The following is a 14,914-nucleotide window of genomic DNA, read 5'->3' on the forward strand; positions in this document are numbered from 1 at the left end:
TCACACCTATGTCCGTCTACCTGCTCCAGACCATCAACGGAATCGGCATCGGCATGCTGTATTTCCTGCTGGCCGTTGGCTTGTCCATCGTGTTCGGCCTGCTGCGCTTCGTGAACTTCGCGCACGGCGCTTTCTACCTGCTGGGCGCCTACCTGTGCTTCCAGGCCATGCAGTGGGGCCTCAATTTCTGGGCCGCGCTGGTGCTGGTGCCGCTGTTCGTCGGCGCGCTCGGCTGGCTCGCCGAGAAGCTGCTGCTGCGCCGCGTGTACGCCAAGCCGCACGAGTTCCACATCCTCGTGACCGTGGGCCTTGCGCTCGCGGTGCAGGAGATCGTCATCGTGTTCTGGGGCCCGCTGGGCAACAGCGTGCCCACGCCCGACCTGCTGCAGGGCGTGGTGATGTGGGGCAGCTTCATCTACCCGAAGTACCGGCTCTTCGTGATCGGCTTCACCGCCGTGCTCGCGGTCCTGCTGTGGTGGGTGCTCGAGGGCACGCGCCTGGGCAGCGCGGTGCGCGCGGGCAGCGAATCGACCGAGATGGTCTCGTTGCTGGGCATCAACGTGTTCCGCGTGTTCAGCCTGGTGTTTGCGCTCGGCGCGGCCACGGCGGCGCTGGCCGGCGTGCTGGCCGCGCCCATCCGCGGGGCCGAGCCCTTCATGGGCGTCGAGGCGCTGGGCGTGGCCTTCGTGGTCGTGGTCATCGGCGGGCTCGGCAGCTTCAGCGGGGCGCTGGTCGGTGGCGTGCTGATCGGCATCGTGCAAAGCCTCATGAGCACCATCTGGCCGCCCGGGGCGAGCCTGATGATCTACATCGCGATGGGCGCCGTGCTGCTGCTGCGCCCGCATGGCCTGCTCGGCCGCAGAGGATGAACGCGCCATGCCAAAAAAATACACCTTCCTGCTGGCGCTGATCGTCGCGCTCGCGCTGCCGCTGTTCATGCGCTCGGGTTCGCTCGCGAGCGAAGTGCTCATCTACGCACTCGCGGCCCTGGGCTGCAACCTGCTGCTGGGCTACACGGGGCTGCTCTCGTTCGGCCAGGGCATCTTCTTCGGGCTGGGCAGCTACACCATCGCGATCCTGCTCACGCGGCTGCAACTGCCGATGCCTTTGGCATTGCTTGCCGCCATCGGCATGGGCGCGCTGGGCGCGGCGGTGGTCGGCTGGGTGGCCATCCGCCAGCGCGGCACCTACTTCGTGATGCTCACGCTGGCCTTTGCGCAGATGTTCTATTTCGTGGCGTACACGGCCTCGGGTCTCACGGGCGGCGACAACGGCCTGCTCGATGTGCCGCGCCCGGCCTTCATGGACACGCCGTGGAAGTACTACGCCTTCGTGGCGGTGATCTTCCTCATCGCGTTCGCGCTGCTGCTCAAGGTGACCGATTCGGTCTTCGGCCGCACGCTGCTCGCCATCCGCGACAACGAGGACCGCGCCGCCGCCGTGGGCTACGACCTCAAGCGCTTCAAGCTGCGGGCCTTCGTGATCTCGGGCGCCGTCACCGGCCTGGCCGGCGGCCTGCACGCGATGATGACCGGCATCGCGCCGCTGTCGAACGCCGAGTACCACACGAGCGAGATGATCCTCGTCATCACCGTGATCGGCGGCACTGGCAACCTCTTTGCCTCGGTGCTCGGCTCGGCCTTCTACGTGCTGCTGGCCGACTGGCTTTCCACCCTGTGGCCGCGCTGGCTGCTGCTGCTGGGCCTGCTGCTGATCGGCGTGAGCATCGGCATGCAACGCGGCCTCTGGGGCCTGGGTGAAAGCATTTGGCGTCGCGTGTTCCGCAAGACACCGGCCGCTACCAAGGCGCCGGCCGTGCAAGGAGAGCAAGCATGAGCGACATCCTCATCGAAGCCATCGGCGTCACCAAGCACTACGGCAAGTTCGCCGCGCTCGGCGGCGTCGACCTGAAGATCAAGCGCAACACTGTGCACTCGGTGATCGGCCCCAACGGCGCGGGCAAGACCACGCTGTTCCACATGCTCACGGGCACCGGCACCACCACGGACGGTCGCATCGTGTTCGACGGCCACGACGTGACGCGCGAGCCCGACCACAAGCGCGTGCAGCGCGGCATGGCGCGCTCGTTCCAGGTCACGAGCCTGTTCCCCAGCCTGTCGGTGCGCGAGAACCTGCGCGTGGCGGCGCAGGGCATCGCGCCGCGCCAGGCCATGAACTGCTGGCGCGCACCCATCGGCGAGCGCGCCTGTGCCGACACCGTGGCCGAGGTGCTCGCGCGCGTCGGCCTCGAACGGCTGGCCGACACGGCCGCCAGCGTGCTCTCGCACGGCCAGCAACGCCGCCTCGAAGTGGGCATGGCGCTGGCCGCAAAACCCAAGGCCATCTTCCTGGACGAGCCGACCTCGGGCATGGGCATCGACGACCTCGACGAGATGAAGCACCTCATCCGCAGCCTGCGCGACGCGCACACCGTGGTGCTGATCGAGCACAACATGAACATCGTGATGGACATCTCCGACACCGTGACCGTCATGCAACTGGGCCGCGTGCTGGCCGAGGGGCTGCCGGGCGACATCCGGTCGGATGCGCGCGTGCGCACGGCATATCTCGGCAACATGATCACTGGGGGCAAGGCATGAGCGCCCGGTCTTGCGCCAGGGTATTACTCCCTCCCCTTCCGGGGGAGGGCGGGGGTGGGGGCAAGCGGCGTATCCATCGAGCGCTCTGCCTGCCCCCATCCCAGCCTTCCCCCGGAAGGGGAAGGAGCAAGAGTCACCGTCCTGCGAAGGTCACCCAATGAGCAACATCCTCGAAGTCGAAGCACTGCACGCGCACTACGGCAAGAGCCACGTGCTGCAGGGCGTGTCGTTCACGGTGGGCGAGGCCGAACTCGTCACGCTGTTGGGCCGCAACGGCGCGGGCAAGTCGACCACGCTCAAGAGCATTGCCGGTGCCGTCACACCGACCGGCGGGCGCGTGCGCTTCCAGGGCGCGGACATCGCGGGCCAGCCGCCGCACCGCATCGCCACGCGCGGCGTGTGCCTGGTGCCCGAGCACCGCGGCATCTTCAAGCTGCTCACGGTGGAAGAGAACCTGCTGCTCGGCCTGCGGCGCGATTCGCCCTGGCAGCTGGCCGACATCTACCGCATCTTTCCGCGCCTGAAGGAGCGGCGGCGCAACGGCGGCGGGCAGCTGTCGGGCGGCGAGCAGCAGATGCTGGCCATCGGCCGCGCGCTCATGAACCATCCGCGCCTGCTGATCCTCGACGAGCCCGTGGAAGGCCTGGCGCCGGTGATCGTGGAAGAGATCGTCGCGCAGCTCAAGACCATCAAGGCCGCGGGCGTGGCCATCCTGCTGGTCGAGCAGAACCTCGAGGTCTGCGTGCAGCTGGCCGACCGCCACTACATCGTGGAGCAGGGCGTGATCGTGCACGAGGCCGGCAACGCCGCCTTCATGGCCGACCACGACGTGAAAGACCGATACCTCGGCGTAGGCCTTGCCTAGAAGGTATGAATAAACCTACTGCGCGTCCCGATCTCGCATCTGCGGTCCTCACCGTACGCGTGTACGGCTCCGGTCCTCGATGCGACCTCGGGCCGCTCGCTACGGTTTCTTCACACCTTCTGCGTGCCCTTCGCATTTCGCCATCCATTCGTTGTCAAAAACCATGAACACACAGAACGAACTTTCCACCGCGCCGGACGTGCGCGCGCTGCGCGTGAACGGCCAGCGCCTCTGGGACTCGCTGATGCAGTTGGCGCAGCTCGGCGCCACCGAGAAGGGCGGCGTGTGCCGCATCGCGCTCACCGACCTCGATCGACAGGGCCGCGACCTCTTCACGCGCTGGGCGCGCGAGGCCGGCTGCGAAGTGCGCGTGGACGCCATCGGCAACATCTTTGCGCGTCGCGCGGGCCGCAACAACGCGCTGCCGCCCATCACCACCGGCAGCCACATCGACACGCAGCCCACGGGCGGAAAGTTCGATGGCAACTACGGTGTGCTCGCGGGGCTCGAGGTGGTGCGCGCGCTGAACGATGCGGGCATCGAAACCGAAGCGCCGATCGAGGTGGCGGTGTGGACCAACGAAGAGGGCTCGCGCTTCGTGCCCGTGATGATGGGCTCCGGCGTGTTCGCGGGCGCCTTCACGCTGGAGCACGCGCTCGCGCAGCGCGACACCGAAGGCGTGAGCGTGGCCGATGCGCTGTCGGCCATCGGCTATGCGGGCGCCGTGCCCGCCTCGGCGGCGACCTCGCCGGTGGGCGCGTACTTCGAGGCGCACATCGAACAGGGCCCGGTGCTCGAAGCCAACGAGCGCGTCATCGGCGTGGTCGAGGGCGCGCTGGGCCAGCGCTGGTACGACGTGGTGGTGCAGGGCATGGAAGCCCATGCCGGCCCTACGCCGATGGAGCTGCGCAAGGACGCGCTGCTGGCCGCCGCCGAACTCGTGGTCGAAGTGAACCGCATCGCGCTCGCGCATGCGCCGCACGGGCGCGGCACGGTCGGCTGGATCGACAACTACCCGAACTCGCGCAACGTGATCCCGGGCCGCGTGAAGCTCAGTGTCGATTTGCGCGCAGCGGACGACGTGGTGCTGTCGGCCATGGACGCGGCACTGAAAGAAGCCGTGCAGCGCATCGCGACCAAGGGCAAGGTCGAGGCAACGGTCGAGCAGGTCGTGTACTTCCCGCCGCAGCCGTTCACGCCCGCACTGGTGTCGGCCGTGCGCGAGGCCGCACAGGACCAGGGCATGACGTGGATGAACGTGATCAGCGGTGCCGGCCACGACGCCGTGTACCTCGCGCGCGTGTGCCCCGCGGCGATGATCTTCGTGCCCTGCCTGGACGGCATCAGCCACAACGAGATCGAAGATGCGCAGCCCGATCACCTCGAAGCTGGCTGCAACGTGCTGCTGCAAGCCATGCTGCAGAGCGCGGGAGTCGCTGCATGAAAGTCCTGATCGCGCGTCTCAACCACGAGACCAACACCTTCTCGCCCGTGCCCACGCCGCTCGCAGCCTTCGGGCCCGACGGCCCGACCTTCGGGGCGCAGGCCTACACGGACAACAAGGGCATGCGCACCGCGATGTCGGCCTTCATCGACCTGGCCGAGGCCGCCGGCGCCGAGGTCGTCACACCGGTGTCGGCCTCGGCCAACCCGAGCGGGCCGGTCGATGCGCAGGCCTACACCACGCTCACGCAATGCATCGTCGATGCGGCACCGGGCTGCGACGCGATCCTGCTCGACCTGCACGGCGCGATGGTGGCGCAGAACAGCACCGACGGCGAAGGCGACCTGCTGGTGCGCCTGCGCGGCGCAGCACCCGGCGTGCCGATCGGCGTGGCGCTGGACCTGCATGCCAACGTGACGCCCGAGATGGTGGAGAACGCCGACGTGATCGTCGGCTTCAAGACCTACCCGCACGTCGACATGTACGAGACTGGCGAGCACGCCGGTCGCCTGCTGTTCGACCTGCTCGCCAAGCGCAGCCAGCCGCACATGCGCTGGCGGCAGTTGCCGCTGATGGCGCACACGCTGCGCAGCGCCTCGTTCACCGGCGCGATGCAGCGGGCCATCGAGGCGGCGCGCGCAGCGGAAGAATCCGAGTCGCTGGCGGTGTCGATCCTGGCCGGCTTCTCGCTGTCGGACATCGCGGCGCCGTGCATGAGCGTGATCGTGGTCGATGCCCAATCGCCTGCGCGTGCACAAGCCACGGCCGACCGCATCGCGGCGCAGATGTGGGCCGAGCGCGAAGCCTTCATCTATCGCAGCGAGCCGCTGGCCGCATCGGTCGCGCGCGCGAAGCTCATCGCCGGCGGTGCCACGCGCCCGGTGCTGCTGCTCGACCACGGCGACAACTGCATGTCGGGCGGCAGCTGCGACACGATGGACGTGCTGCAGGAAGCGCTGGCGCAGGGCCTGGACGGCATTGGCGTCGGGCCGTTGTGCGACCCCGAGGCAGTGGCCGCACTGGTCGCGGCGGGCGAGGGCGCCGAGGTGACGGTGGCGCTGGGCAACAAGGTGTCGCTGGAAGGCATCGGCCTCGCGAAGACGCCCGTGCAACTGACCGGCGTCGTGCGAACGGTCAGCGACGGCGAGTACGTGATCACCGGCCCCACCTACACCGGCCAGCGCAGCAGCATGGGCCGCACGGTGCTGTTCGATATCGGCGCGGCGCGCATCGTCGTCACCGAGCGCACGCAGGAGCCGTGGGACATCGGCGTGTTCGAGTGCGCCGGGCTCGATCCGCGCAAAGAGCGCTTCCTGCTGCTGAAGTCGCGCATGTACTGCCGGCCGGTGTTCGAGCCGCTGTCGGCGGCGCTGGTGGAATGCGACAGCCCGGGCGTGACCAGCTCCGACTACAGCCTGTTCCCGTTCAGCCAGGTGCGTCGGCCGGTGTTTCCGCTCGATGCGAACGCGACGATGGACGTGCCCGCATAACCTGCCACGTCATCGACGCGCGGCGCGTGTCCCGCGACCATTCCTTCACCCCGCGCTGTTGCGGGTCGAACCCTCGAAAGGAACAGTCGCCATGAACACCGCCGCCTCCGACGCCCATGCCATCGCCACCGGCTACATCGCCGTCTGGAACGAGACCGACGCCGCGCGCCGCGCCGCACTCATCGAAACCGGCTGGACCGCCGACGCCCGCTATGTCGACCCGATGGCGCAAGCCAGCGGCCGCGAACAGATCAGCGCGCTGGTCGGCGCGGTGCACCAGCGCTATCCGGGTTTTCGCTTTCACCTGCTGGGCAAGGCCGAGGCGCACGGCGACAACCTGCGCTTCTCGTGGACCCTGGGCCCGAGCGGCGCCGACGACCTGATCCAGGGCACCGACTTTGCGCAGGTCGATGCGGGCAAGCTGCGCGCGGTGACGGGCTTTCTCGACAAGGTGCCCGTCGGCGCCTGAAGCGCCGGCTCAGTCCGATGTGCCCGCGGGCCGGCCGCGCCAGAGCTTGCGGTAGACGGTCGCACGGCTGATGCCCAGCGTGCGCGCCGCCTCGGCCACATTGCCGCGCGCATCGGTCACCGCCTTGCGGATCAGCGCGGTTTCCACGTCGCGCAGGCGGGGGCGGCCATCGGCCACCGCGCCGGGCACCCCCGGCACATCACCATGCTCGCTGCCGCCGCGCTGGGCTCGCACCTGCACCCGCAGGCCCGACCACAGCGGCACCTCGAGCGTCGCATCGCCGCGCCGGGCGGCGTCGAACATCATGTGCAGCGGCAGCGCGAACAGGTCGTTGAAATGCAGGCCGCCCGGATGGCAAGCCAGCGGCTGGTGCAGCATCTGCCGCGCCGCCGCGTTGGCGCCCGTGACGTGGCCGACCGCGTCGATGCACAGCAGGCCTTCGGTGGTCTCGCTGCTCGGGCAACCGGGCCAGAGCAGCCGCAGCAGCAGCTCGCAGGGCTCGCGCTGCACCAGCAGGTTCTCGATGCTGCGGGCCGACATGGTGGCCAGGTGGCGCAGTTCGGGTCGCTCGACCACCTGCACGCCCGTGAGGTCGAGCATGCCGATGCAGTCGCCCCGCGGACCGAAGAGCGGGGCGCCGGCGCAGCTGTACACGCTGGTGTCGTCGAAGAAGTGTTCACCCCGGTGCAGCCACACCGATTCCTGTTCGGCCAGCGCCGTGCCGATCGCGCTGGTGCCGATGGCGTTTTCGGACAGGTCGACGCCCACGCGCCCGATGTCGCGCGCGTAGCGGGCGGCGGGGTCGGTGCCGTCGGGCAGCGTGCCCACGTCGACCACGATGCCGCGGGCGTCGGTCAGGATGGCGAAATAGCGGGTGTCGGCAATGGCACGCGAGAGCCGTTCGATCACCGGACGCGCCGCCGTGACCAGCGCCCGGTTGCATTCCGTGACATCGCGGCTGGCGGTGCGGCTCACGGGGTCGAAGCTCACGCGCTGCTGGGGCCGGCGGCCGGCTTCGAGGCAGCGCTGCCAGGAGCGGGTGATGCCCGGATCGACCCGCGCGGCGGTGCGCGGACGCGGGCCGTCGCCTTCGAGCAGCTCACGGCGCGCCTGCGCAATGGCCAGCGAACGCTCGACGGGCGGCGGGGCGGCGGAAGCGGACATCATCATGAGGATTCTTCTTCGCGCGGGGAGGGCGGGTGGCTTTTCCGGGCTCGCCGGACGACAAGCTGTTTCATTTTGAGAATTTCCCGCGGTCTGTGCAAGTGTCAAGGGTTTTTGCCTAGGATAGTGCGAAAGAGCGGCATCCAAGATGACCCGCTGAACCAGCCATCACCTTCCACGGAGACAGCCACATGCAGGTCGCTTTCAAGGTCAACGGCCGTCCGGTCACGGTCGACGCCCCACCGAACACCTTCCTTGTGCACGCGATCCGCGAGCACCTCCACCTCACCGGAACCCACGTCGGCTGCGACACCGCCCAGTGCGGCGCCTGCACGGTCCACCTGAACGGCCGCGCGGTCAAGTCGTGCAACATCCTGGTCGCGCAGGCGACCGGTGCCGACATCACCACCATCGAAGGCATTGCCGAAGCCGACGGCACCATGCACCCCATGCAGGCGGCCTTCAAGGAATGCCACGGCCTGCAGTGCGGTTTCTGCACCCCGGGCATGGTCATGAGCGCCATCGACCTGTGCACCCACCACCCCAAGTCGAGCGAATCGGAAATCCGCGAGCTGCTCGAGGGCAACCTGTGCCGCTGCACGGGCTACCAGAACATCGTGAAGGCCGTGAAGATGGGTGGCGAGGCCATGGCCTCGGGCACCCCGGTCAAGACCACCGTCACCGCCTGAAAGGGAGCCGCATCATGGGTGCTTCCGACTTCTCCAACCTGCCGCACATCGGCGAGGCGCTGCGCCGCAAGGAAGACTATCGCTTCCTGACCGGCGCGGGCAACTACACCGACGACATCACGCTGGCCAACCAGAGCCATGCGGTCTTCGTGCGCTCGCCGCACGCCCACGCCACGATCAAGTCGATCGACATCACCGAGGCGCTCAAGATGCCCGGCGTGGTCGGCATCTTCAGCGGTAAGGACATCGAAGGAAAGATGGGCGGGCTGCCCTGCGGCTGGCTCATCAACAACCCCGACGGCACCCCCATGAAGGAGCCGATGCACCCGATCCTCGCGATCAAGAAGGTGCGCTACGTGGGCGACCATGTGGCCATGGTGGTGGCCGAGACGGTCGAGCAGGCCAAGAACGCGGCCGAAGCCGTGGTGGTCGACTACGACGTGCTGCCCGCACTCGTGAGCGTGGCCGACGCCGCGAAGAAGACCGGCAGCACCACGCTGCACGACGAAGCGCCCGACAACCAGTGCTACAAGTGGGTGCTCGGCGACAAGGCGGCGGTCGACAACGTGTTCACCACGGCCGCGCACGTCACCAAGCTGGATCTCGTCAACAACCGGCTGATTCCCAACCCGATCGAGCCGCGCGTGGCCATCGGCAGCTACAGCCGCGGCACCGACGACTACACGCTTTATGTGTCGAACCAGAATCCGCACGTCGAACGCCTGCTGATGACGGCCTTTGTGCTGGGCCTGCCCGAGCACAAGGTGCGCGTGATCGCGCCCGACGTGGGCGGCGGCTTCGGCTCCAAGATCTTCCTGTACGCCGAAGACGTGTGCCTCACCTGGGCGGCCAAGCAGCTCAACCGCAACATCAAGTGGACGGCGGAGCGCTCCGAGTGCTTCCTGTCCGACGCGCACGGCCGCGACCACGTGAGCCACGCCGAAATGGCGATGGACAAGGATGGCAAGTTCCTCGCGATGCGCGTGCACACCGACGCCAACTTGGGCGCCTACCTGTCGACCTTCTCGACCGCAGTGCCGACCATCCTGTACGCCACGCTGCTGGCGGGCCAGTACACGACGCCGCAGATCTATGTCGAGGTCGATGCGTGGTTCACCAACACCGCGCCGGTCGATGCCTACCGCGGCGCAGGGCGGCCCGAAGCCACCTACCTGCTGGAGCGCCTCGTGTCGCGCTGCGCCTGGGAAATGAACCTGGGCCAGGACGAGATCCGCAAGCGCAACTTCATCACCAGCTTCCCCTACCAGACGCCCGTGGCGCTGCAGTACGACACCGGCGATTTCCATGCGTGCATGGACAAGGCGCGGGTGCTGGCGGACGTCGAAGGTTATGCGCAGCGCAAGTCGGCGACCGAGGCCAAGGGCAAGCTGCGCGGCATGGGCTATTCGAGCTACATCGAGGCCTGCGGCATCGCGCCGTCGAACATCGCGGGCGCGCTCGGCGCGCGGGCGGGCCTGTTCGAATGCGGCGAGATCCGCGTGCACCCGACCGGCAGCGTGACGGTGTTCACCGGCTCGCACAGCCACGGCCAGGGCCATGAAACCACCTTCGCGCAGGTCGTCGCGGCACGCCTCGGAATCCCGGTCGACAACGTCGACGTGGTGCACGGCGACACCGGTCGCGTGCCCTTCGGCATGGGCACCTACGGTTCGCGCTCCATCTCGGTGGGCGGCGCAGCCATCATGAAGGCGCTCGACAAGATCGAGACCAAGGCCAAGAAGATCGCCGCGCACCTCATGGAAGCGAGCGATGCCGACATCGAGTTCGCCAACGGCGAGTTCACGGTCAAGGGCACCGACAAGAAGATCCCGTTCGGGCAGGTGGCGCTCACGGCCTACGTGCCGCACAACTACCCGCTCGACAAGCTCGAGCCCGGCCTGAACGAAACCGCCTTCTACGACCCGACGAACTTCACCTTCCCGGGCGGCACCTACATCTGCGAGGTCGAGATCGACAGGCAGACCGGCGAAGTGCGCGTGGACCGCTTCACCGCGGTGGACGATTTCGGCACCATCATCAACCCGATGATCGTCGAGGGCCAGGTGCACGGCGGGCTGGTGCAGGGCATCGGGCAGGCGCTGCTCGAGAACTGCGTCTACGACAACGAAACCGGCCAGCTGCTCACCGGCAGCTTCATGGACTACGCCATGCCGCGCGCCGCCGACTTCCCGCAGTTCAAGCTCGACACGGTGTGCACCCCGTGCACGCACAACCCGCTGGGCACCAAGGGCTGCGGCGAGGCGGGGGCCATCGGCTCGCCGCCGGCCGTCATCAACGCCGTGCTCGATGCGCTGGCGCCGCTCGGCGTCAAGGATTTCGACATGCCCGCTTCGTCCAGCCGCGTCTGGGAAGCGATGCAAAAGGGCAGCACGCCGCAGGATGCGCAAGCACCCTCGCTCGCTGCCAGCACCCAAGGCCGTCCCGCGCCCTGAACAACAACAGAAGGACTCACACACCATGTACGCCTTCACTCTCGAACGGCCAGCCACCGTGGCCGATGCGGCCAAACTCATCGCCGCGGGCGCCAAGCCGCTCGCCGGCGGTCAGACGCTGCTCGCCTCCATGAAGCTCAGGCTCTCCGCGCCCGAGCAACTGGTGGACCTGAGCGGCATCAAGGAACTCACCGGCATCAAGAAAGATGGCGGCACGGTCACCCTCGGCGCCATGTCGCGCCACCTCGACGTGGCGAACCATGCCGACGTGAAGGCCGCGTTCCCCGCGTTGGCCGACCTCGCGTCGCGCATCGGCGACCGGCAGGTGCGCGCGATGGGCACCGTCGGCGGCTCCGTGGCCAACAACGACCCGGCGGCGTGCTACCCGAGCGCCGTGCTGGCGTCGGGCGCGACCATCGTCACGTCGAAGCGCGAAATCGCCGCCGACGACTTCTTCCAGGGCCTGTTCACCACGGCACTCGAAGAAGACGAGCTCATCACCGCCATCCGCTTCCCGATTCCGAAGCGCGCCGTGTACGAGAAGCTGCGCCAGAAGGCCTCCAACTTCCCGCTGGTCGGCATCTTCCTGGCGCAGTACGACAGCGGCGTGCGCGTGGCCGTCACCGGCGCGGGCAACGGCGTGTTCCGCCATGCCGGGCTCGAAGACGCGCTCAACAAGAGCTTCACCGCCGCGGCAGCTGCCGCCGTGAAGATCGACGCGAGCGACCTGAACAGCGACCTGCACGCCTCGGCCGCCTACCGCGCGAACCTGATCAGCGTGCTCACGCAGCGCGCCGTCACCAAGGCACTCGGCTGAAGCCACCAGCCGCCCACCGGAAGGCGCGACGCGTTCGCGTCTTCCGCTACGCTTCGCCATGACTTTTCCGACCATCGACGCCCTTTCCGACGGTTTGATGCAGGCCGGCTACTTTGCCGACCGCCGCCTGGCCACCGCGGTGTTCCTCGCGCTCAAGCTCCAGCGCCCGCTGCTGCTCGAAGGCGAACCCGGTGTCGGCAAGACCGAGCTGGCCAAGGCGCTGTCGATCGCCCTCAACCGCGAGCTGCTGCGCCTGCAGTGCTACGACGGCATGGAGCAGCGCGAGGCGCTCTACGAATGGAACTACGCCGCGCAGCTGCTGCACATGCGCGCGGCCGAAGCCACCGGGGCGGCACGCGACGTCGAGGCCGAGGTCTACCAGCCGCATTACCTGATCCGCCGCCCGCTGCTGCAGGCGCTGCAGACGCCGGCTCCCGGTGCCGTGCTGCTGATCGACGAGGTCGACCGCGCCGACGAGCCCTTCGAAGCCTTCCTGCTCGAATACCTGGGCGAGTACCAGGTCAGCATTCCCGAACTGGGCACCGTGCGCGCCGTGGTGCCGCCCGTCACCTTGCTCACCAGCAACCGCACGCGCGAGCTGAACGATGCCGTGAAGCGGCGCTGTCTTTACCACTGGCTCGACTATCCCGAGCGCGAGCGTGAACTCGCCATCGTGCGCGCGCAGGTGCCGCAGGCCGGCGAGACGCTGTCGGCGCAGGTGGCGGCCTTCGTCGCGCGGTTGCGCTCGGCGCCGTTCGTCAACGCCTTCCAGCGCGCGCCCGGCATTGCCGAAAGCGTGGAGTGGGCGCGGGCGCTCATCGCCCTCGACACCGTCGAACTCGACCCCGAGGTGGTCGTCGACACCGCCGGCATTCTCTTCAAGCAGCGCGACGACGTGGCGGCGCTGACGCACGAGCTGGCCTCCGACCTGCTGAGGCCCGAGGAACCGCTCGCCAGTTAAGCGAGGCCGAGGCACATACATGGCCGGCATCCAGCAACTCGGCGACGTCCGCAGCGGCAAGCTGGCGGGCAACATCGCTGCCTTCGGCCGCGCATTGCGCCGCGCCGGCGTGCGCACCGATGCCATGCGTATCGCGCTCGCGACCGAGGCGATCACGTGGGTCGGGGTTGAAGACAAGCTCGACCTGAGCGCCGCGATGGAAGCCGTGATGGTCAGCCGCGAGCAAGACCGGCTGGTGTTTCGCGAGCTCTTCGATGCGTGGTTCCGCGACCCCGAGCTGGCCAACAAGCTGCTCGCCCAGATGCTGCCCAGCGCCGAAGGCAAGGCCGAACCCTCCAAGCGACGCCCGCGCGTGCGCGAGGCGCTGAGCCCGCCGCGCGATGCCGTGAAGCCCGCGGTGCCGACGAAGCCCGACGAAGAGATCAAGTTCGACGCCGCCATGACGGCCAGCGACCGCCAGCGGCTGCAGCATGCGGACTTCAACGCGCTCGGTGCGGCCGAGTACCGGCTGGTCGAGCGGCTGGCGCGCGACATCACGCTGCCGGTGCCCCGGCTGCCCACGCGCCGCCTGCGCCCGGCCGGTGATGCGGGCAGCGCGCACGCCCGCATGCACTGGCCCGGCGTGCTGCACCAAGCGGCGCGCACCGGCGGCGAGATCCTGCGCCTGCCCCGGCTGGCGCGGCGTGAGCAGCCCTTGCCGCTGCTGGTGCTGGTCGACGTGTCGGGCTCGATGGAGCGCTACGCGCGCCTGCTGCTGGCCTTTCTGCATGCCGCCACGCGGCGGGCCGGTCGGCGCGACGTGTTCGCCTTCGGCACGCGGCTGACCGACCTCACGCCGGCCTTCCGGCTGGCCGACGCCGACGCCATGCTGGGCGCGGCCAGCCTGGCCATCGACGACTTCGCGGGCGGCACGCGGCTGGGCGGTTCGCTGGCCGAGCTGCGCCAGTCGCATGCGCGCCGGCTCATCGGTCGCCGCACGCTGGTGCTGGTGATCAGCGACGGCCTCGACACCGGCGAGCCCGCGCAGCTCGAGACCGAGCTGCAGTGGCTCAAGCGCCATTCGCGCCGCCTGCTGTGGCTCAACCCGCTGCTGCGCTTCGAGGGCTACGCCCCTCTGGCGCGTGGGGCCGCCGTGCTGCACCGCCATGCGGACGCGATGCTGGCGGTCCACAATCTGAATGCACTCGAACAGCTGGCCGCCAGCCTGGCCGCGCTGATGCGCGCCAGCCGCTAGGACCGGACTCAGGAAGAACAAAGGAAACCCACCATGGAAATGCTCGGAAACCGCCGCCTCGGCGTCACCCAACAACAGGCCTGGGAAGCGCTCAACGACCCCGAGACGCTCAAGAAGTGCATCCCCGGCTGCGACAAGTTCGAGCTCACGGGCGACAACACCTACAGCGTGGCGCTGGCCGTGAAGATCGGCCCGGTGTCGGCCAAGTTCAGCGGCAAGGTGATGCTGTCGGACATCGTCGCGCCTGATGGCTACAAGCTCACCTTCGAGGGGCAGGGCGGCGTGGCGGGGTTCGCCAAGGGCTCGTCGAGCGTGTCGCTCAAGCCGCTGGCCGGGGCGTCGGATACGGTGCCCGTTGTGGCCGACAGCGCGCCCGCCGCTGAAGCCGTGGTCGCTGTGCCAGCCGAAGCCGCATCTGCGCCAGCAGGCTGCGAACTCGACTACACCGTGCAGGCCCAGGTCGGCGGCAAGATCGCCCAACTCGGCCAGCGCCTGATCGACGGCGCGGCCAAGTCCACCGCCGACGATTTCTTCAAGCGCTTCGAGGCCGAGATGCAAAGCCGATATGGCCCGCCGCCCGCACCGCCCGCGGAGGCATCGGCCGATGAGGCGCCCGCCGAGAAGGCCGGCGTGATGTCGGGCCTCATGAAGAAGATGGGCTTCGGCAAGAAGGACGGCGACGACACCGCCACCCCCGGCGACGCCGCCTGACAACGCACCGGACTTCG

The 14,914-nt window shown here is 68.6% G+C and carries 14 protein-coding genes; 13 read left to right on the top strand and 1 reads right to left on the bottom strand.

Features of this window, described 5'->3' with window-relative positions; genetic code table 11:
• The first annotated feature begins 8 nt into the window (after positions 1-8).
• The 7 genes from RZE79_RS09035 to RZE79_RS09065 all read left to right on the top strand — a co-directional run bounded on the left by RZE79_RS09035 (position 9) and on the right by RZE79_RS09065 (position 6,868).
• Positions 9-869 carry a branched-chain amino acid ABC transporter permease gene (locus RZE79_RS09035; RefSeq protein ID WP_099795893.1) on the top strand — a complete coding sequence of 287 codons (861 nt, stop codon included), beginning with the start codon at positions 9-11 and terminating at the stop codon, positions 867-869.
• 7 nt (positions 870-876) lie between these two features.
• On the top strand, positions 877-1,836 hold the full coding sequence (locus tag RZE79_RS09040) for a branched-chain amino acid ABC transporter permease (RefSeq protein WP_319360043.1): 960 nt from the start codon (positions 877-879) through the stop codon (positions 1,834-1,836).
• Complete coding sequence (locus RZE79_RS09045) at positions 1,833-2,600, top strand: ABC transporter ATP-binding protein (protein WP_319360044.1); 768 nt, start codon at positions 1,833-1,835, stop codon at positions 2,598-2,600. The genes RZE79_RS09040 and RZE79_RS09045 overlap by 4 nt, the downstream gene beginning before the upstream one ends.
• A gap of 157 nt (positions 2,601-2,757) precedes the next feature.
• Complete coding sequence (locus RZE79_RS09050; protein WP_153285357.1) at positions 2,758-3,465, top strand: ABC transporter ATP-binding protein; 708 nt, start codon at positions 2,758-2,760, stop codon at positions 3,463-3,465.
• A 163-nt stretch (positions 3,466-3,628) separates the two neighbouring features.
• Positions 3,629-4,909 (top strand): Zn-dependent hydrolase, encoded by a 1,281-nt coding sequence (locus tag RZE79_RS09055; protein ID WP_319360046.1) that lies wholly within the window; start codon positions 3,629-3,631, stop codon positions 4,907-4,909.
• Positions 4,906-6,399, top strand: a complete 1,494-nt coding sequence (locus tag RZE79_RS09060; RefSeq protein ID WP_319360047.1) for a M81 family metallopeptidase — start codon at positions 4,906-4,908, stop codon at positions 6,397-6,399. The genes RZE79_RS09055 and RZE79_RS09060 overlap by 4 nt, the downstream gene beginning before the upstream one ends.
• A 91-nt stretch (positions 6,400-6,490) precedes the next feature.
• The gene (locus RZE79_RS09065) at positions 6,491-6,868 is read left to right on the top strand and encodes a nuclear transport factor 2 family protein (RefSeq protein ID WP_319360048.1); all 378 of its coding nucleotides are present in this window, start codon (positions 6,491-6,493) and stop codon (positions 6,866-6,868) included.
• A gap of 9 nt (positions 6,869-6,877) precedes the next feature.
• On the opposite strand, the gene RZE79_RS09070 is transcribed toward RZE79_RS09065, so the two are convergent.
• The gene (locus tag RZE79_RS09070; RefSeq protein WP_319361128.1) at positions 6,878-8,032 is read right to left on the bottom strand and encodes a helix-turn-helix domain-containing protein; all 1,155 of its coding nucleotides are present in this window, start codon (positions 8,030-8,032) and stop codon (positions 6,878-6,880) included.
• A gap of 191 nt (positions 8,033-8,223) precedes the next feature.
• Here RZE79_RS09070 and RZE79_RS09075 point away from each other — a divergent pair, with 191 nt between their 5' ends.
• The 6 genes from RZE79_RS09075 to RZE79_RS09100 are packed head-to-tail and all read left to right on the top strand — an operon-like array spanning position 8,224 to position 14,897.
• The gene (locus tag RZE79_RS09075) at positions 8,224-8,721 is read left to right on the top strand and encodes a (2Fe-2S)-binding protein (protein WP_153285353.1); all 498 of its coding nucleotides are present in this window, start codon (positions 8,224-8,226) and stop codon (positions 8,719-8,721) included.
• A gap of 14 nt (positions 8,722-8,735) precedes the next feature.
• Positions 8,736-11,174, top strand: coding sequence for a xanthine dehydrogenase family protein molybdopterin-binding subunit (locus RZE79_RS09080; protein ID WP_319360049.1), 2,439 nt, complete (start codon positions 8,736-8,738; stop codon positions 11,172-11,174).
• 25 nt (positions 11,175-11,199) lie between these two features.
• Positions 11,200-11,991: a xanthine dehydrogenase family protein subunit M gene (locus RZE79_RS09085; RefSeq protein ID WP_319360051.1), complete on the top strand. Its 792-nt coding sequence runs from the start codon at positions 11,200-11,202 to the stop codon at positions 11,989-11,991.
• A 58-nt stretch (positions 11,992-12,049) separates the two neighbouring features.
• A complete protein-coding gene (locus RZE79_RS09090; protein WP_319360052.1) occupies positions 12,050-12,952 on the top strand; it encodes a MoxR family ATPase in 903 nt (300 codons plus the stop codon).
• Between the two features lie 19 nt (positions 12,953-12,971).
• A complete protein-coding gene (locus tag RZE79_RS09095) occupies positions 12,972-14,186 on the top strand; it encodes a VWA domain-containing protein (RefSeq protein WP_319360054.1) in 1,215 nt (404 codons plus the stop codon).
• 33 nt (positions 14,187-14,219) lie between these two features.
• Positions 14,220-14,897 carry a carbon monoxide dehydrogenase subunit G gene (locus RZE79_RS09100; protein ID WP_319360055.1) on the top strand — a complete coding sequence of 226 codons (678 nt, stop codon included), beginning with the start codon at positions 14,220-14,222 and terminating at the stop codon, positions 14,895-14,897.
• Positions 14,898-14,914: the final 17 nt, after the last annotated feature.

The organism is Variovorax sp. EBFNA2 (assembly GCF_033802765.1).
Lineage (GTDB): Bacteria > Pseudomonadota > Gammaproteobacteria > Burkholderiales > Burkholderiaceae_C > Variovorax > Variovorax paradoxus_H.

What these genes read in the sequence shown, in the direction of transcription:
- RZE79_RS09035 (WP_099795893.1), top strand. Translation starts at nt 9, where the DNA reads ATGTCCGTCTACCTGCTCCAGACCATCAACGGAATCGGCATCGGCATG.
- RZE79_RS09040 (WP_319360043.1), top strand. Translation starts at nt 877, where the DNA reads ATGCCAAAAAAATACACCTTCCTGCTGGCGCTGATCGTCGCGCTCGCG.
- RZE79_RS09045 (WP_319360044.1), top strand. Translation starts at nt 1,833, where the DNA reads ATGAGCGACATCCTCATCGAAGCCATCGGCGTCACCAAGCACTACGGC.
- RZE79_RS09050 (WP_153285357.1), top strand. Translation starts at nt 2,758, where the DNA reads ATGAGCAACATCCTCGAAGTCGAAGCACTGCACGCGCACTACGGCAAG.
- RZE79_RS09055 (WP_319360046.1), top strand. Translation starts at nt 3,629, where the DNA reads ATGAACACACAGAACGAACTTTCCACCGCGCCGGACGTGCGCGCGCTG.
- RZE79_RS09060 (WP_319360047.1), top strand. Translation starts at nt 4,906, where the DNA reads ATGAAAGTCCTGATCGCGCGTCTCAACCACGAGACCAACACCTTCTCG.
- RZE79_RS09065 (WP_319360048.1), top strand. Translation starts at nt 6,491, where the DNA reads ATGAACACCGCCGCCTCCGACGCCCATGCCATCGCCACCGGCTACATC.
- RZE79_RS09070 (WP_319361128.1), bottom strand. Translation starts at nt 8,032, where the DNA reads ATGTCCGCTTCCGCCGCCCCGCCGCCCGTCGAGCGTTCGCTGGCCATT.
- RZE79_RS09075 (WP_153285353.1), top strand. Translation starts at nt 8,224, where the DNA reads ATGCAGGTCGCTTTCAAGGTCAACGGCCGTCCGGTCACGGTCGACGCC.
- RZE79_RS09080 (WP_319360049.1), top strand. Translation starts at nt 8,736, where the DNA reads ATGGGTGCTTCCGACTTCTCCAACCTGCCGCACATCGGCGAGGCGCTG.
- RZE79_RS09085 (WP_319360051.1), top strand. Translation starts at nt 11,200, where the DNA reads ATGTACGCCTTCACTCTCGAACGGCCAGCCACCGTGGCCGATGCGGCC.
- RZE79_RS09090 (WP_319360052.1), top strand. Translation starts at nt 12,050, where the DNA reads ATGACTTTTCCGACCATCGACGCCCTTTCCGACGGTTTGATGCAGGCC.
- RZE79_RS09095 (WP_319360054.1), top strand. Translation starts at nt 12,972, where the DNA reads ATGGCCGGCATCCAGCAACTCGGCGACGTCCGCAGCGGCAAGCTGGCG.
- RZE79_RS09100 (WP_319360055.1), top strand. Translation starts at nt 14,220, where the DNA reads ATGGAAATGCTCGGAAACCGCCGCCTCGGCGTCACCCAACAACAGGCC.